This window comes from Propionicimonas sp., from assembly GCF_049840635.1.
GTDB lineage: Bacteria > Actinomycetota > Actinomycetes > Propionibacteriales > Propionibacteriaceae > Propionicimonas.
This window is the reverse complement of sequence record NZ_JASGKL010000005.1, coordinates 424,554-439,823: the sequence shown is the minus strand read 5'-3', so window position 1 is coordinate 439,823 and position 15,270 is coordinate 424,554. Positions and strand designations below refer to the sequence as shown.

General features: G+C 70.8%; 20 protein-coding genes. 6 read left to right on the top strand and 14 right to left on the bottom strand.

Annotation, left to right across the window (positions count from 1 at the left end; all coding sequences use genetic code 11):
* Positions 1–258: 258 nt before the first annotated feature.
* Genes QM779_RS08135 through QM779_RS08100 form a run of 8 tightly spaced genes read right to left on the bottom strand, consistent with a single transcriptional unit; the run spans position 259 to position 3,873 of the window.
* A complete protein-coding gene (locus QM779_RS08135) occupies positions 259–711 on the bottom strand; it encodes a hypothetical protein (protein WP_428534028.1) in 453 nt (150 codons plus the stop codon).
* Positions 712–715: 4 nt separating this feature from the next.
* Positions 716–1,045, bottom strand: coding sequence for a hypothetical protein (locus QM779_RS08130; protein ID WP_428534026.1), 330 nt, complete (start codon positions 1,043–1,045; stop codon positions 716–718).
* A gap of 27 nt (positions 1,046–1,072) precedes the next feature.
* Positions 1,073–1,870, bottom strand: coding sequence for a hypothetical protein (locus tag QM779_RS08125; RefSeq protein WP_428534024.1), 798 nt, complete (start codon positions 1,868–1,870; stop codon positions 1,073–1,075).
* 36 nt (positions 1,871–1,906) lie between these two features.
* Positions 1,907–2,278: a helix-turn-helix domain-containing protein gene (locus tag QM779_RS08120; protein ID WP_428534022.1), complete on the bottom strand. Its 372-nt coding sequence runs from the start codon at positions 2,276–2,278 to the stop codon at positions 1,907–1,909.
* Positions 2,275–2,631 (bottom strand): hypothetical protein, encoded by a 357-nt coding sequence (locus QM779_RS08115; RefSeq protein ID WP_428534020.1) that lies wholly within the window; start codon positions 2,629–2,631, stop codon positions 2,275–2,277. The genes QM779_RS08120 and QM779_RS08115 overlap by 4 nt, the downstream gene beginning before the upstream one ends.
* A complete protein-coding gene (locus QM779_RS08110) occupies positions 2,625–3,050 on the bottom strand; it encodes a hypothetical protein (RefSeq protein WP_428534018.1) in 426 nt (141 codons plus the stop codon). The genes QM779_RS08115 and QM779_RS08110 overlap by 7 nt, the downstream gene beginning before the upstream one ends.
* Positions 3,047–3,403: a hypothetical protein gene (locus QM779_RS08105; RefSeq protein ID WP_428534016.1), complete on the bottom strand. Its 357-nt coding sequence runs from the start codon at positions 3,401–3,403 to the stop codon at positions 3,047–3,049. Before QM779_RS08105 ends, QM779_RS08110 begins: the two co-directional genes overlap by 4 nt.
* Positions 3,400–3,873, bottom strand: a complete 474-nt coding sequence (locus QM779_RS08100; RefSeq protein ID WP_428534014.1) for a hypothetical protein — start codon at positions 3,871–3,873, stop codon at positions 3,400–3,402. The genes QM779_RS08105 and QM779_RS08100 overlap by 4 nt, the downstream gene beginning before the upstream one ends.
* Before the next feature lie 349 nt (positions 3,874–4,222).
* Between QM779_RS08100 and QM779_RS08095 the strand changes: the two genes are divergently transcribed.
* Positions 4,223–4,504 carry a hypothetical protein gene (locus tag QM779_RS08095; RefSeq protein ID WP_428534012.1) on the top strand — a complete coding sequence of 94 codons (282 nt, stop codon included), beginning with the start codon at positions 4,223–4,225 and terminating at the stop codon, positions 4,502–4,504.
* Positions 4,505–4,555: 51 nt separating this feature from the next.
* Here the strand turns inward: QM779_RS08095 and QM779_RS08090 are convergent, their stop codons facing one another.
* The 4 genes from QM779_RS08090 to QM779_RS08075 form a co-directional block, all read right to left on the bottom strand.
* Positions 4,556–4,792 (bottom strand): hypothetical protein, encoded by a 237-nt coding sequence (locus tag QM779_RS08090; RefSeq protein ID WP_428534010.1) that lies wholly within the window; start codon positions 4,790–4,792, stop codon positions 4,556–4,558.
* 374 nt (positions 4,793–5,166) lie between these two features.
* Positions 5,167–6,552, bottom strand: a complete 1,386-nt coding sequence (locus tag QM779_RS08085; protein ID WP_428534008.1) for a tyrosine-type recombinase/integrase — start codon at positions 6,550–6,552, stop codon at positions 5,167–5,169.
* 218 nt (positions 6,553–6,770) lie between these two features.
* Positions 6,771–7,037, bottom strand: a complete 267-nt coding sequence (locus tag QM779_RS08080) for a Txe/YoeB family addiction module toxin (protein WP_428534006.1) — start codon at positions 7,035–7,037, stop codon at positions 6,771–6,773.
* Positions 7,034–7,276 carry a type II toxin-antitoxin system Phd/YefM family antitoxin gene (locus tag QM779_RS08075; protein ID WP_428534004.1) on the bottom strand — a complete coding sequence of 81 codons (243 nt, stop codon included), beginning with the start codon at positions 7,274–7,276 and terminating at the stop codon, positions 7,034–7,036. The genes QM779_RS08080 and QM779_RS08075 overlap by 4 nt, the downstream gene beginning before the upstream one ends.
* A gap of 187 nt (positions 7,277–7,463) precedes the next feature.
* Between QM779_RS08075 and QM779_RS08070 the strand changes: the two genes are divergently transcribed.
* Positions 7,464–8,000, top strand: a complete 537-nt coding sequence (locus tag QM779_RS08070; protein WP_428534002.1) for a hypothetical protein — start codon at positions 7,464–7,466, stop codon at positions 7,998–8,000.
* Between the two features lie 18 nt (positions 8,001–8,018).
* Here QM779_RS08070 and QM779_RS08065 read toward each other — a convergent pair whose 3' ends face one another.
* Together QM779_RS08065 and QM779_RS08060 are read right to left on the bottom strand one after the other, a co-directional pair.
* Entirely contained in the window at positions 8,019–8,423 is a 405-nt protein-coding gene (locus tag QM779_RS08065) for a thiol-disulfide oxidoreductase DCC family protein (protein ID WP_428534000.1), read from the bottom strand.
* A 39-nt stretch (positions 8,424–8,462) separates the two neighbouring features.
* Positions 8,463–9,494, bottom strand: a complete 1,032-nt coding sequence (locus tag QM779_RS08060) for a LacI family DNA-binding transcriptional regulator (RefSeq protein WP_428533998.1) — start codon at positions 9,492–9,494, stop codon at positions 8,463–8,465.
* A 218-nt stretch (positions 9,495–9,712) separates the two neighbouring features.
* Between QM779_RS08060 and QM779_RS08055 the strand changes: the two genes are divergently transcribed.
* From QM779_RS08055 to QM779_RS08040, 4 genes are all read left to right on the top strand, one after another.
* The gene (locus tag QM779_RS08055) at positions 9,713–10,981 is read left to right on the top strand and encodes an ABC transporter substrate-binding protein (RefSeq protein WP_428533996.1); all 1,269 of its coding nucleotides are present in this window, start codon (positions 9,713–9,715) and stop codon (positions 10,979–10,981) included.
* Positions 10,982–11,053: 72 nt separating this feature from the next.
* The gene (locus tag QM779_RS08050; protein WP_428533994.1) at positions 11,054–11,977 is read left to right on the top strand and encodes a carbohydrate ABC transporter permease; all 924 of its coding nucleotides are present in this window, start codon (positions 11,054–11,056) and stop codon (positions 11,975–11,977) included.
* Positions 11,978–11,982: 5 nt separating this feature from the next.
* The gene (locus tag QM779_RS08045; protein ID WP_428533992.1) at positions 11,983–12,855 is read left to right on the top strand and encodes a carbohydrate ABC transporter permease; all 873 of its coding nucleotides are present in this window, start codon (positions 11,983–11,985) and stop codon (positions 12,853–12,855) included.
* Positions 12,856–12,857: 2 nt separating this feature from the next.
* Positions 12,858–14,777, top strand: a complete 1,920-nt coding sequence (locus tag QM779_RS08040; protein WP_428533990.1) for a glycoside hydrolase family 127 protein — start codon at positions 12,858–12,860, stop codon at positions 14,775–14,777.
* The last annotated feature ends 493 nt before the right edge of the window (positions 14,778–15,270 follow it).

The window sequence follows — 15,270 nt, the reverse complement described above, 5'->3', positions numbered from 1 at the left end:
CACCAGGACGGCGCCGCATCACCACGGCGCCGGCCCCCAACCTGGCCCGCCGGAACAGGACGGCGAGCCAGGCCCTGCGCCGCCCCCCAGCGACGCAAGCACAACGGCGACCCCACAGCCGCCAGAAAATCCAGCGATCGACCAGCCGCCACTCCCCGCACGCGGCCGTCATGTCCCCCCGGGCCCCTGAAAACCACTGGTGGGGGGTCGTGCGCGCGCGAGAACGGCCAGGAACCGGGAAGAACGCGCCGGGGCGGTTCATCGCGTCGCGGGGGTCGGGATCTGGCCGGTTTCGAGGATCCGGCGGGCTCTGATCGCGGTTTCGGCCAGGTCGACCAGGTCGGCCAGCCGGGCCCCGCGCTCAGCCGCTGCCGCGTAGACGGCTCGGCCCTCGACGAGCGCGGCCAGAGCTGCCTCCGCGTCCGGGCGCGGGATCTCGCGTCCCGACTCGGTTCGTTCCTCGCGCCGGCGGCCGCGGCTGCGGTGGCCGCTGACGACCGCGGACGGCGAGACCTGCACGGTCTGGTCCCACAGGTGCACCCCGTGGCGGAGGCGGATCACGGCGAAGTCGACGGACTTCGTCAGCCGGGCCCCGGCGTCCGAAGCGCTCGGACGGTCGAGGAACACGCGCAGCCCGGAGTCGAGGCACGACCATGCACCCTCGGCGGCACGCGGGCCGGCGAGGTGTGTGGTCGTGCGCTCGAGCTTCACTTGGTCAGGCCTGGGCGTGGGCGTGGCGGGTCGTCCCCAACCAGGCAGTCGGATACTCGCCGGGCCCCTCGGCGCCGATCGCGTCGTTGAGTTTGTCGAACGCGTCGCCGGCAGCGCCGCGGAGTGCCGCCGCGTCCTCCTCGGTGACGCCATCGCCGGCGGCCGCCGCGGCGTCGAACTTGTCGATCGCGTCGGCGAGCGTGCTCCGTGCCTCGGCCGCGGCGGCGGCGATCGGGTCGGCACCCTCACCGGGCGCCGCGCCCTTGATGGGAGGGCGCGGCTTGAGGTTGGACAGGGCGCCGCGGCGGCGGCCGGGGTACTTGTTCGTAGGCATGATGATGTCTCCTTCGGTTGGTTCGGTTCAGAGGGTCGGGAAGGGTTGACCGGCCGGCACTTGCTGCCGGATCGGCTCGCCAACCTCCGCGTCGAAGGGCACGAAGCTGTTCCGAATCGAGTCGGCGGCCGCAGCGATGATCTGCCTGGCGACGGTGAGCGAGTTCAACCGCAGTTCGCCGATGCGCGCCCAGCCGCCAAGGGGGTCGAGGCCGGACGGGGGCAGCATCCGACCTCGGGCCGCGGCGTCGACGTCACCCTCCGACGGGACGAAGAACGCCATGACGAGCGCGAACTCTGGAATTCCCACAAGGTCGGCGGGGTCGAACGGCGCGACCACGTACAGCACATCGTGAGTCCAGCGGTCGAGCGAGGCGAGCATGGCAGCGGCGTCCCGGCCGTCGCGGTACGCCAAGAGCGCATCCGGCTCGGCCTCGAGCAGAGCTTCGGCGGTCAGGCTGGCCGGGACGAGCTCGCTGTAACGGCCCACCGCGGCGAACGTGCCGGCCAGGCCAGGCCGCATGCTGGCGATGATCTCGTCGAGGCCTCCCTCGCGCAGCCGGCGCAGCAGCCAGTCCAGGACGAACGAGTCCGCGGTGTTGTGGATCTCGGCCATGGCGGTGCGCCTGGTCGTGGCGTCGATCACGTCGTCGAGCAAGGCCTCCGCGTCCTCGACCGTCGCGACCTGCAGAATCCCAGCCTCCAAGACCTGACGAGGGTCTCGGCCGCCGGCTCGACCGACCAGGTCCAGCGCGGCCAGGGCTGCGGTGACATCGGCAGGGATCGTGGCGCCAAGCTCCTCGGCGTCGGCGAGCAGGCGGCGCACTTTCGGCCAAGTCTGGAAGATGCTTCCCATCAGTCTTTACTCCTCGTTGGTGCGGCGGAAGGCAGCGCGCTCGCGAACGGCGGCGGCAGGGATCAGCCAGTCGCGGCCGTGGCGTACGCCGCCGAGTTCCGGTGCGATCCGGGCGGCTGAGCGGCGACTCACACCGAGCGCCCGGGCCGCTTCCCTGGTGGTCATGGCCGAATCCTGCGCCTCGGCCGCGCGGTCGTTGTCCGCATGCGGACGCGCCGGCAGCACCAGAAGCGCGGCGAGCTCGTCGAGGCCGCGGTGGGGCGGCCGGCCGGCGTCCGCACGCTGACGTCTGGCCTGGTCGACCAGCTGGCGGTTGAGCTCGAGCAACTCACCGGCCAGGACAACCACCGTCCCGTCGAACCGCGCCGAGCCGTTCATGGGGTCCCCATGTCGGTCGTGGTGCCCATGAGGTCCGCCACGTCCGGCCCGACCATCTGGCCCTCGCTGACGTCCTCGAGCTCCTCCTCTGCACGCCGGCGTGAGCCCCGATCGACACCGCCCCACACCCCGAAGTCGGCGCCCAGCTCCCGGCCCGCCGCCCGGCACAGCGTCAGGTGCGGGCAGGCACACACGCACTCCACCGCGGCGTCGAATCGGTCGGCCGGGCTCTCGCTCAGCCACTCCTTCCGACCCCAGCAAGGCGGCTGGGTGGCCCGGATCGCGTCGACCAGGGCGACGAAGGCGGGCGGGGCGGCCAGGATCCGCGGCACCGCGCCGCCAGGGTTCACCACGACCGCCTCCGCAGCCACCGAGGCCGCGCGAACCACGTCGCGCCCGCCTTGTCGGCAGCCCGTCCGCTGTGGATTGCGACGTCGAGCGGGTTCGGCCACTCGTCCGGGTCGATCTCGTCGCCAGCGGCGATGATCGCGGCGACCTCGGCCTGAGCGACCACCTGGGCAGCGACCGCTCGGTCATGCCGGGCGGCCAAGACTTCGGCACGCTCCCACGCCGCGTCCGGGAGCAACAGCAGAGTCCGGTGAATGGCCGGCGGCAACTCATAGCCGACATCGGCCAGGGCCAACGTGCCCAGCGCGACCAGGCAATCGAGGTTCAACGGCACGACCCGCTGCGGCGCGATCGGGGGCGGCTGGGCCAGGACCGCGTCCCGCAGCGCCGCAATCCGCCCGCGGCTCGGGCTGTCGTAGCTCACCGCGACCCCCTCGGGGTGAAGGTGTGGCGCGCGTCGGGCGGCACCTTCTCGGCGTTCTGGCGGCATGTGATCTCCGGATGCGAGCAGATGACGCACCGGGGCCCGGCGGCCACGGTCGCAGGATCCGGCGCGGGCCTGAACCGCCGCTGACGGATCGCGGCCGGTGCGGCCGCTCCCGGATCGGCCGCGGCCCGCAGGCCAGCCACGACGACCCGCTCGAGGTCGGCGCCGTCCGCGTCGATCGCGGCACGCATCACGCCCTCGACGGCCGCGGCCGGCCAGTCCTTCCCGGACTCGACGGCCCTGGCCGCCACCAGCTGAGCGGCCGCGGCGATCGTCACCCAGCTGGTCATTCGTCGTCCTCGCCTTCGATCTCGATCACGCCCTCGAGGCCGCCACGGACGACCTCGCCCGCCCAGGGCGGCCCGGCCTCCTCGACGGCGTCCCTGGCGAACGCTCGGGCGGTCGCCCTGGCGAACAGGTCATCGGTTTCGCGCTGACGTTGGCTGATCGCCGGCGGCGCGATCGCCGCGACGTCGTCCTCCCAGCGCTCCCCGTTCAACCAGGTTGACGGGTGCGGGCAGTACTGGCCGGCCCGGACGAGGACGTCGTGCTGTTCCTCGACGGCGCGGAGAAGCGCACCGGCACTGACCTTGCGCCGCGCCCCTTCGTACGCCTTCCGGGCTTGCCCCTTGCCCACCCGCCGCGGCCACACTCGCCACCAGGCGGCGAACTCGGCGTCCAAGCTGGCCGACGACGTGCCGCGGCTCCGGTGGCTGTTGCGCGTCGACACGAGTTCGAGCGCGTTGGCGGAGATAGACACTCCGTCAGGAGTGTCTATAGGTAGAGGTAAAGGAAGAGGTGGGTCCGGAGTTCCGGACGGTTGTCTGGACGGTTCTCCGGACGGTTCGGGTGTCTGGCCTGGTTGCGAGCTGTCCGGAGGCTCGGACGGTTCAGCGTCCAGGGATCCGTCCGGAACCTCGGACGGCTCAGCCACATGGCCTTCCTGCGAGCCGTCCGGAGCTTCGGACGGCTCAGTGGTCGGTTCAGCCATCCCGCCGGGCACGATCCGGTAGCCGACCTGGCCGCCCCAGTGCACCCCTGGCGGGATCGGCCGGCCCTTCGCGTCGACACGCTGCAGCAGGCCAGGCCGCACCCCCGGAACCGGCGCCGTGAGTGAGGCGATCAGCTCGAACGTCCTCGACCGGCTCAACCCGCACCAGGACGAGAGCGCGGCAACCGGGGCCCTCGACGTGTCCCTGAACGCGTCGGCGGCGATCACGAACAGCAGCAACCGCTCAGCCGATGTCGTCCAGGCGTCCGGGAGCCCGGCGACGATCGCGACGCTCGGTCGTCGCGAGTCGACCTCGAGGGGCGCAGCGGTCCCGGGCTCCCTCGATGTCCGCGGACGCCGTCCTCGAGGTCTCCCCTCGACCCCGTCGAGCGGAGGGTGATCGGGCGTGCTGGTGCCGGGCATGGTCTGCCTTCCGTTCGGCAGTCGGCCGTCACTGTCCGTCAGCGGCGAGGCGGTCGAGCTCGTCCAGGTCGATCCTGATCAGCTTCGAGCCGGGCAGTTGGAACCCGGTGAGCGTTCCGTTGGCGACGAGCTTCCTGATCAACCGGTGCCCGACGCCGTAGTAGATGGCGGCGGCGTCGATCGAGGCGTACCGGCGACCGGCTCCCGCACGGTTGTCGGCGATGGCGCCCTTGCGTGAGCGTCGCGCGAGATCGGTGTTGTTCATGGCGCTTCTTCCTCCCTCTATTGCCCGTTTGAACGTGTCGGGCAATGGGGACACTAAACGCCCATGTGGTGACGCAAAAGAGCACCCTATGGTGCATCTGCACCGTGGTGCATCAGGACCGAAATGAGCCGTATTTGTGGATATCCCACAATGCACCTGAGTGCACTATTCCGAAGGGTGGTCAAGGGCAACGATGCAGCTAATAGTTCACCCTGGCTAGGTGTTACAGTCCGGCCGCTTCCGATTTTCCGACCGCTTCGGAGGCGGCTCGCTGACAGTTCGAGAGTGGCGCGATTTGTACGGCCGGGAATGAGCTCTTGTGGTCGAGGTGGCCGATACTGCGTCGACACCGCATGCCAGGTCTCGGGGTCAAGTCAGCGGGTGTGCGGCTCGGCCGGGGTGTTCTGGTCGGCGAGCTGGGCGCGGAGCTGGACGTTTTCGCGTGCCTGGTCGGCGATGATCTGGCGCAACTCGTCGACGAGCTCGGCGAGTTCCCGGACGGCGGCGGCCGCTGGGTCCGCGGCCGCCGGGGTCTCCGGTTCGGGGACTGCGATCTTCGATAGGGCGGCGGCGACCTGGGCGTCCCGCCCGGCGGCGCTGTGCTGGTAGATCATCGCCATTGCCGGCGTCGTGTGGCCTGCCCGGTCCATCAGCTCGCGCGTGGTGGCGCCGGCTTGCGCGGCCAAGGTAAGTCCGGTGTGTCGGAGGTCGTGGAACCGGAGGTCGTCCCGGCCGGCGGCCCTCCGCGCCTTGTACCACCACCGGGTGAAGGTGCCTTGGCGGAGGTAGCCGCCGCCGGGGGCGGGGAACAGCAGCGCGTCCGGGTCGACCCCGGCGACGTGGTCGGCTAGGTGGCCGGCGATCGCGGCGAGGAGGTGGGGCGGGATCGTCACGTTCCGGTCGCCGGCCTCGGTCTTCGTACGGGCGTTGTGGACAGCGCCAGCGGTGAAGGTGACGCCGCGGCGAACCAACAGGACGCCGCTGGTCAGCTTCCCGTCCTTGCCGGAGGTGAGGCGAACGTCCTTGCGGCGCAGCTCGGCCAGTTCGCCGAACCGGAGGGCGCACCAGGCGCCAAGGTCGATCATGGTCCGGTACTGCTCCGGAGTCGCTTCCCGGATCGCGTCGAGTTGCTCGAGGGTGGCGGGCTCGATGTCGTCGCTCGCGGTACGGCGCTTGCGTCGTAGCGCCCCCTCGACCTGGCAGGGGCTCGAGGTCACCGCCGGCAGATTACGGTCCTTCACTGCCGCGTTGCAGATGGTGCCCAGCAGGGCGTAGGCCTTCGCGCGTTGCCGGGGCCGGTCTGTGCCCATCCGGCGCCACCACCGGTCCACCGTGTCCGGCGAGATCTTCACCAGGGGAAGTGCGCCGAACGCGGGGATCAGGTGCAGGTCGAGCAAGGTCCGGTAGTCGCGGCCGGTCAGGGGAGCGAGGGGACGTGCCCCGGCCGGGTCGGTGCGTCGCGCCATCCACGCGGCCGCGTACTCGGCGAACGTCGTGCCGGCCGCCTTCTGTTCGGCCTCGGCGGCAGCTCGTTCGGTCTCCCGGATCGCTTCCCGCTCGGCGGGTGCCGTCCAGGCGTCGAGGTCGAGGAGACGCCGCTCAGCGGCGAGCCAAGCCCGCGCCTGGTCCTCGCTCGCGAACGTGCCGGGAGCCTTGTGGAGCTGCCCGCGAACGGTGTAGCCGGCCGACCAGCGGCCGGAACGTTCCTGTCGTGCCCGTCCCCAGCTGCGTCGTGCGCTGCCCTTCGCCCTCGTTGCCATGCCCCGTCCCCCTCAATCTTGCACAACATATGCACAACATCGTAGGGCACGGGTGGGCACGAAGTGTCATCATTTGACCGCTGGCTAGGAGTGATTCCGGAGGTGGCAACGGGGTGGGAGAGGATTCAAGTCCCTTCTCCGGCACTCGACAACTGGCCCTTGACCAGGTGTTGCGGCGTCAGGCTCTCGCCCGATGGCCCGACCTGCAACAACGCTGACTATTCGTAGTGCGTCCACATGCGCAGGACGTGGACGACGTGCTCGTCGGGGAGGACCTCGTAGACCAGGCGGTGCTGGATGTTGATCCGTCGGGAGTAGCAGCCGGCGAGATCGCCGACCAGCTTCTCGTACCGCGGCGGGTTCGCGAACGGGTCGGCGGCGATGAGGTCCAGAAGTTCCTGGGCCTTGCGTTTCAACCCGGACGCGGCGAGTTTCTGGGCGTCCTTCTGGGCTGCCCGGGAGTACACCAGCCGCCATCCTGTCACCATTCGAGACTGTCCGAGCCCGCCTCTATGCCGTCGGCGCGGGCCTGCCGGATCGACTCAGTGAAGCCGGGAACCCCGGCCAGGAACAGGCTCTCCTGGATCGCGCGCCAGTCGTCCTCGCCGATCAGAACGGCATTGCCGCGCTGCCCGGTGATCGTCAACGGCTCAGACTCCTCGTTCACCTGATCGATCAGCCGGTACAGGTTCGCCCTCGCTGACGTCGCGCTCACCGCAGTCATGCCTCACCACCTCCAGCAAAAGCGTACGTTATTACGTACGTGTGGCCAAGGTCTCGCAAGCGTTCTCTGGGCGGCTGAGGCGGTCGCGCAGGACTCAGTGTGAATTCGTCCACCAAACATGGTGTACGAATTCACAGCAAAGCGAGGGGAGTGACCAGTCTCCTGCCGGTGGCGTTAGCGTGTTGCGGTGCGAGAGCTGATCGGGTTCCAGGCCTCCATCGAGTGGCTGGGTGAGCGGGTCCTTTCGCTGCGCGATGTCTGGCCCGAGGGACGGCTGCGCGCCGTGGTCGTCGGGCTCGGGCAGTCACCGCTGAGCGTCGAGGCCGGGCACCGTTACCAGGGCGGCCAGGACGTCAACATGCGGCGGCTCGCGCGGGCCGGCCTCTTCGCCGAGACGGACGGTGGCATCTGGGAGCCGACGGCGCTGGACGCGGGCGTCGGGTTCACCGATCTCGTCCGTCGGCCCATCGGCCCGGTCTCGATGGCGGACCTCCGCCACGGCGCCCCGCTCCTGCGCGCCACCCTGGCCGCCCGCGAGCCCGACCTGACCATCTGCATGAGCAAGGAGCCGGCGGTCGCGATCTTCGGCGAGGAGTACCCGCCGGGCGTCCTGCCCGTCCGGACGGCGTGGGGCGGCCACATCTTCCGGATGCCCCTGGTCAACCTCCCGGCCGGACGCATGGCCGCCGTCATGCAGCAACTCGGCGCGCTCCTGGCGTCCTGATCCGGTTCACCCGCGCGGTCAGTCCTGGCCCTGAGGGGGCATCGCGCACGCGGGCGTCCCGCCCGGCAGGCGGTGCCGGTTCGCTGCGACGAGACGGTAGACGCCGGCGGCGAGGACGCGGACCAGCGGGAGCTCGAGGATCCTCCCCGCGACGACGTACGGGCCGCCGGAATGGACCAGCCACGCCGCGACCGCTGTCGCCCCTCCCGCGCGGCTGCCATCGGGCCGGACCCAGACCACCTCGCGTTGCACCTGCGCGGTCGTGATCCCCAGCCCGGCCAGGTCGACGTACTGCCACGGCGACAGTCTCACGCTCCGTCGCCCGCCACGATCCAGGTGCCTGGCCAGCTGGGCGACGCTCGTGGTGCAGAAGGCGCAGTCCCCGTCGAACAGGAGCAACGGTGCCTCGCCGACGGTGTCCACACCATCACGCTACCGAGGTCGCCCAGCGACGTCGATCGCCTACCGGTGCGGGATGGTCGAGCCCCGGATCACCAGCCGGACCGGCAGGTGGGTCACCCCACGCGCAGGCCGGTCGGCGTCGTCCATCGCGCGGAACAGGCTGCGCGCCGACTCCCTGCCGAGGTCCTGGAGGTTCGCGTCGATGCTCGTCAGCTCCGGACGCGAGTTCGTGGTGAGCACCTCCCAGTTGTCGTAGCCGATCACGGCGACGTCCTCGGGGACGCGGCGGCCGAGGTCGCGCAGGGTCTCCAGGACGCCGCGCGCGATCTGGTCCGAGCCGCACGCGAACGCGTCCACGTCGGGATGGCGCTCGAGCAGCATCGCCGCCGCGTCGCGTCCCCAGCGCTCGGACCACTCGGAGAACATCATCTCGCCCTGCAGTTCCAGGCCCGCCTCGGCCAGAGCTGAGCGGACGCCGCGCGCCCGGTCCTGTGCGGCCGCGTACGCGGGATCGCCCGTGATGTGCGCGATCCGGCTCCGTCCGCAGGCGAGCAGGTGCTCGACCGCGAGCCGTCCCCCCGCCTCGTTGTCGGGGGTGAGGGAGAGGTCCCCCGGGTCCTCGGACGGCGCGTACGCGTACACGACGGGGACGGGCAGGTGGTGGCCGAGCGTCGGACGGGGGTCGGTCTGGCGGCCCACGACGATGATCCCGTCCACCCGCCGGTTCAGCAGCGCCTTGATGTGGTGCTGTTCGCGGATGTGGTCGCCGCGCGCGTCACAGAGGAACACGTTCACCTGGCCGGCACCGAAGGCGTCCTCCGCCCCCATCAGGATCGGGATGACGAACCGCCCCTCGAGGTCGCTGGTGAGCAGGCCGACCGTTCCGGTCCGGCCGGCGAGCAGGCTCCGGGCGAGCTGGTTCGGCGTGAACCCGATCTGCTCTGCCGCGTCGAGGACGCGCTGGCGGGTCGCACCCGCGACGTCGCCGCGGCCGTTCATCGCCTTCGACGCGGTCGACAGCGACACCCCTGCCAGCCGGGCCACCTCGCTCAGCGTGGCCGGGTACCCGGGCGCCGAATGGTTCCCGTTCATCGCCGTTCCCTTTCGTCAACTTTCCGAAACTGCTGCCCACTGCGAACCGCTTGACGCTCACGCTACAGCGTCAGTACTTTTCTCGAAAAGGGTTTCGGAGATTTCGGGCACGCGCCCGTCCAGAGCCCGCAACGGGGCGCCGCCGGGGCGGCCCCGCTCAAGGACGAGCAAGGAGCGTCAGGCACATGGGGATTTTCAGGAATCGGAGGGTCCGGTCGTTGATCGGACTCGCCGCGGCCGGCGCGATGGCGCTGGGCCTTGCCGCCTGCTCGGGGAGCGCGCCGACGGCGACGTCCGCCGCGCCCTCGGTCAGCGCGGACGGAACGGATGACGGGACCACGCTGACCCTGTGGACGCGTGCCCCGCTGGAGAAGCAGGCGAAACTGCTCGTGGCCGCCTACAACGCGTCCCACAAGAACCAGGTCGAACTGACCGTCGTGCCCAACGACGACTACGTGGCCAAGGTCGGCGCGGCCGCCGGCTCGGGCAGCCTCCCCGACCTGTTCGCCGCCGACATCGTCTACGTCCCGAACTGGGTGAAGCAGGGCCTCTTCCAGGACATCAGCGCCAACATCGACAGCCTGTCCTTCAAGGACTCGATCAACAAGGGCCACCTCGCCGCGGGCACGTCCGAGGGCAAGGAGTACGTGCTGCCGTTCGTGCTCGACCTGTCGATGCTGTTCTGGAACAAGGAGCTGTTCAAGGAGGCCGGGCTCGACCCCGACAAGGCCCCCGCGACCATGGACGAGTACGTCGCTGCGGCCAAGAAGATCCAGGCCCTCAACAAGCCCGGCGTCTACGGCACCGCGACCGGCCTCAACTGCGGCGGCTGCCTCGTGTTCACCTGGTTCCCCAGCATCTGGGCCTCCGGTGACCAGGTGATGAGCGCCGACGGCACCCAGTCGCTCCTGGCTGGCGACAACGCCAAGAAGATCTACGACGACTGGGCCGACATGTGGAAGTCCGGCGCGGTGCTGCCGTCGTCCAAGGACGAGGCCGGCCCGACCTGGACCGCCGGCTTCACCTCCGGCAAGGTCGGCCTCATGCTGTACCCGGCCACCCTGCTGTCCTCCACCCCGTTCGACGTCGGCGTCGCCGGCATCCCGGGCGTCAGCGGCGGCGCGTCCACGTTCGTCGGCGGCGACGGCATCGGCATCTCGAAGGATTCCAAGAAGGCCGCGCAGGCCTGGAACTTCCTGAACTGGATGATGAGCGAGGACGCCCAGGTCCAGGTGCTGGCCAAGGACAACGACGTGGTCTCCCGCAGTGACCTGGCCAACAACGAGTACTCCTCGAAGGACCCGCGGCTGATCACCATCAACGAGGTGGCCGGCAAGGGCGACACCCCGGTGGCGCTCAACTTCCAGCAGGCCTTCAACGCGGTCGGCAGCCCGTGGGTGACCATGGTGCGCAACCAGGTGCTCAACCAGGCCAACACCGTGGATAAGGACAACGACCAGATCACGGCCATCCTCGGCCAACAGTGATCATGATGCTGCCGGACGCCAGCCCCCGGCGTCCGGCAGCACCGGTCGTCCACTCCTGAAAGAGGTACTCCCATGTCGGCACCCGCGGCGCTCGCGCGCGCCAACCGGACGGGCACGGCCGCCGGCCCGCGCCGACACCGGCGACGCTCGTGGGTGGGCGGGCTGTACGCCCTGCCCAACGCGGTCTTCCTGGTCGGCCTGTTCGTCCTGCCGCTGCTGCTGGTCGTGCAGATGTCGGCCTCCAAGTGGCCGTTGCTGGCCGGCAACCAGGGCTGGAACTTCCCCGCGAACTACGTGAAGGCGGTCAACCACCGGCTCTTCGCCGACTCGGTGGTGTTCACGCTGAAGTACACCGTGCTGGCCACCGTCCTGCTGATCGGGATCGGGCTGGGACTGGGCCTGCTGGTCCAGGAGACCAGCCGCTGGAAGGGCTTCCTGCGGACGTCCTTCCTGCTGCCCAGCGCGCTCGGGCTGGCCTCGGCGTCGCTGCTGTTCTACGTGCTGTACTCGCCGATCGCCGGCCCGTTCGCAGACGTCATGCAGCGGACCGGGTTCAGCTTCCTCGGCACCCCGAACGCGGCGTTGCTGTCGACGACGTTCCTGATCGTGTGGCGTTTCGCCGGGTTCTACATGCTGCTGATGCTCGTCGGGCTCCAGGGCATCCCGATGGACGTCTTCGAGTCCGCGCGGGTGGACGGGGCGTCCCGCTGGCAGGTGTTCCGGTTCATCACCATCCCGCTGCTGCGTCCGACCCTGGCGCTGACCACGGTGATGTGCGTGACCGGCTCGCTGCTGGCCTTCGAGCAGTTCTACATCCTGACCAAGGGCGGCCCCGACAACTCGACGATCACCGTCGTCGAGCTGATCTACTCGATGGCCTTCCAGGGCATGAACGACCTCGGCGTCGCCGGCGCGCTGTCGGTGATCGTCCTGCTCGCGCTGGTGGCGATCAATGTCGTCCAGCTGCGCGCCTTCAACACCGGTGGGGACGAGTGAACGCCATGACCACGACCACGCTCGCGCCGACCCCCGCCCGCCGCGGCTCGGGGACGTCCCTGGCCGGCATCGCGCTGCGCACGCCCTACTACGTCGTCACCGGCGGCCTGGCGATTCTGTTCCTGTTCCCGCTGGTGTGGACGGCGGTCGCGTCCGTCTCGCCGCGCGCGGGCACCGCCCAGGCCGACGGCTTCGGCTTCGCGAACTACGTGACGCTGGCGAACTACCAGGCCGGGATCTGGGTGTACCTGTTCAACTCCGCCTTTGTCGCGCTGCTGACCGTGCTGCTCACCCTGCTGGTCTCGACCCTGTCCGGGTACGCGTTCGCGCGGTTCAGCTTCCCGGGCAAGAACCTGCTGTTCATGGGGACGCTGGCGATCCTGATGGTGCCCTACGCGACCCTGCTGATCCCGCTGTACGTGCTGCTGACCCGGGTCGGCCTGCAGAACTCGCTGGTCGGGGTCGCGCTGGTGCTGACGATGTTCCAGCTGCCGTTCTCGGTGTTCATGATGCGGATCTCGTTCGAGGCCGTTCCCAGGGAGCTGGACGAGGCCGCGCTCGTCGACGGTTGCTCCTCGGGCGCCGTGCTCGTCCGGGTGCTGCTACCGGCCGTGAAGCCGGGCCTGATCACCGTCGGGCTGTTCGCGTTCCTGGCGGCCTGGAACGACTTCATGGCGCCGCTGATCCTGATCAACGACACGAACAAGATGACGCTCCCGCTGGCGGTCTCGAACCTCCGCGTCCAGGTGCAGGGGATCATCGACTACGGCGCCACCGAGGCCGGCGTGGTCATCCTCGCCGTGCCCTGCTGCATCCTCTTCCTCCTGCTCCAACGACACTACGTGCGCGGGTTCATGTCCGGCGCGCTGAAGGGCTGACCATGCCGATCACCCGCGTCCCTGCTGCGCCCGTGTGCCCGAGCACGGGACGACTGCGTCCGCTCGGCACCGACGAGGTGCGGATCACCGGTGGGTTCTGGGCCGAACGCCAGCGGACCAACGCGTCCGCCACCTTGCCGCACATCTTCGCGTGGCTGGAGCGCGAGGGCTGGCTGGGCAACTTCGACCTCGCCGCCCGGGGCGGTCTGCCGGACGGCCGCCGAGGCAGGGAGTTCTCCGATTCGGAGATCTACAAGTACCTCGAGGCGTCGGCCTGGCAGCTGGGGAACGAGCCGGACGCGGCGCTGGAGGAGCGGTTCCGCGCCACCGTCGCCCGCGTCGCGGCCGCGCAGGAGCCCGACGGCTACCTGAACACCCGGTTCGGCCGGCCCGGGCAGGGCGCCCGGTGGTCGGAACTGGCGATGGGACACGAGCTGTACTGCCTGGGCCACCTGTTCCAGGCCGCGGTGGCGCGCGGGCGCACCGCGCCGGGCGCCGACGACGGGTTGCTCGGCGTGGCCGTCCGCGCGGCCGACCTGGTCTGCGACGTGTTCGGGGAGGGCGGGATCGCCGCGGTGTGCGGCCACGCCGAGGTCGAGGTCGGACTGGCCGAGTTGGGCCGGCTGACCGGCGAGGCGCGCTACGTCGAGCAAGCCCGGCTGTTCGTCGAGCGCCGTGGCCACGGCACGCTGCCGGACCACGAGTGGGGCCGCGCCTACTACCAGGACGACATCCCCGTCCGTGAGGCCGAGGTGCTGCGCGGGCACGCCGTCCGGGCGAACTACCTCTCCGCCGGCGCGGTGGACGTGGCCGTCGAGACCGGGGACGCGGACCTGCTGGCCGCGCTGCGCCGGCAGTGGGCCCGCACCCAGTCGCGGCGCACCTACCTCACCGGTGGGCAGGGCTCGCACTACCAGGACGAGGCGTTCGGCGAGGACTGGGAGCTGCCGTCCGACCGGGCCTATGCGGAGACCTGCGCGTCTATCGGCTCGACGATGTTCAGCTGGCGGCTGCTGCTGGCCACCGGAGGGGCGGGCTACGCCGACCAGATCGAGCGGGTGCTGTACAACGTGGTCGCCGCGGCGGTCTCGCACGACGGAGACCGCTTCTTCTACACCAACACGCTGCACCGCAGGGACCCGGGCGTCGCGCCGGACCCGGACGCGGCCTCGCCGCGGGCGTTCTCCAGCCTGCGCGCGCCCTGGTTCGACGTGTCCTGCTGCCCGCCGAACATCGCCCGCACGCTGGCCAGCGTCGCCGGCCTCGTCGCCACGACCGACGCGGACGGGCTGCAGGTGCACCAGTTCGTGCCGGCGACGATCCGGACCGCGCTCCCCGACGGCGCGCCGATCGGGGTGCGGCTGGAGACCGACTACCCGTCCGCCGGAGCGGTGAAGGTCGTCGTCGAGCAGGCGGCGGGGCGGCCGTGGACGCTGACCCTCCGCGTGCCGGACTGGGCGGGCGGGGCGACCCTGATGCGGGTCGGCACCGGCGAGCGCGTGGACGCCGAGGGCGCTGCCACGATCAGCCTCACCGGCGACTTCGCCGCGGGGGAGGAACTCGTCCTCGACCTGCCGATGGCTGCCGTCTTCGTTCACCCCGACCCCCGGATCGACGCGATCCGCGGGTGCGTCGCCGTCCAGCGGGGCCCGGTCGTGTACTGCGCGCAGAGCGTCGCGGACGACGCGTCCGCGCCCGACCTCGCCGGGGTGGTCGTGCGTACCGACGTGGCCCCGGTGCCGGCGGATTCCGGTGTGCGGGTGTCGGCCGACTGGCCGTCCCCCGCGGGGTCGGCCTGGCCCTACGAACCGGGCGAGGCCGCACCGGCCGCTGCGACCACCGGCGAACTCCTCCTCATCCCGTACCACGACTGGGGGAACGAGGGCCTGTGCACGATGCGGGTCTGGCTGCCGGCCCGGTGACGGCACGCTCTCGGCGCCCGGAGAGCTCCTGCCGGCACCCGTGACGCGATCTCGCCACCCTCCGCGTCCCACAAGCCTCCCGCCGCCCCAACTCGCGCCTTCCGCGGCAGGATCACGTCAGGGGTGTCGCGCGGCCCTCGTTGTTGTGCCGGATGCGGCCCCTCACCGCGCCGCCCACCCGCGCCGCACCCGAACTCCCGGGATGCTGACGCGATCTCGCCACTCGACGGCTGGATCGTTGCGTCAGGGGCAGGAGGGACGCGTTCGAGGGACGGATCGCGTCACGACGGCCGGCGTGGGCATGGGCCGGGCGTCGCGCAGGCCCCTTGCCCTCGCACACAGGCCGGCCGGGACGGTGTGGGGCCGCATCGAGCGCCACCCTTCCCGATCGAGGGCCTCTGTTCGCGTCGAGGGCCATGGTCTGGACACGGGCTCTCGACGGGAGAGGTGGCTGTCGAGCGGGAAGGGTGGCTGTGGACGGCGCGCGTCCGCG

Excerpts from the sequence above, each read along its gene's own strand:
- QM779_RS08130 (WP_428534026.1), bottom strand. The coding sequence starts at position 1,045 with ATGCCTACGAACAAGTACCCCGGCCGCCGCCGCGGCGCCCTGTCCAAC.
- QM779_RS08120 (WP_428534022.1), bottom strand. The coding sequence starts at position 2,278 with ATGAACGGCTCGGCGCGGTTCGACGGGACGGTGGTTGTCCTGGCCGGT.
- QM779_RS08105 (WP_428534016.1), bottom strand. The coding sequence starts at position 3,403 with ATGACCAGCTGGGTGACGATCGCCGCGGCCGCTCAGCTGGTGGCGGCC.
- QM779_RS08090 (WP_428534010.1), bottom strand. The coding sequence starts at position 4,792 with ATGAACAACACCGATCTCGCGCGACGCTCACGCAAGGGCGCCATCGCC.
- QM779_RS08085 (WP_428534008.1), bottom strand. The coding sequence starts at position 6,552 with ATGGCAACGAGGGCGAAGGGCAGCGCACGACGCAGCTGGGGACGGGCA.
- QM779_RS08075 (WP_428534004.1), bottom strand. The coding sequence starts at position 7,276 with ATGACTGCGGTGAGCGCGACGTCAGCGAGGGCGAACCTGTACCGGCTG.
- QM779_RS08060 (WP_428533998.1), bottom strand. The coding sequence starts at position 9,494 with ATGAACGGGAACCATTCGGCGCCCGGGTACCCGGCCACGCTGAGCGAG.
- QM779_RS08050 (WP_428533994.1), top strand. The coding sequence starts at position 11,054 with ATGTCGGCACCCGCGGCGCTCGCGCGCGCCAACCGGACGGGCACGGCC.
- QM779_RS08045 (WP_428533992.1), top strand. The coding sequence starts at position 11,983 with ATGACCACGACCACGCTCGCGCCGACCCCCGCCCGCCGCGGCTCGGGG.
- QM779_RS08040 (WP_428533990.1), top strand. The coding sequence starts at position 12,858 with ATGCCGATCACCCGCGTCCCTGCTGCGCCCGTGTGCCCGAGCACGGGA.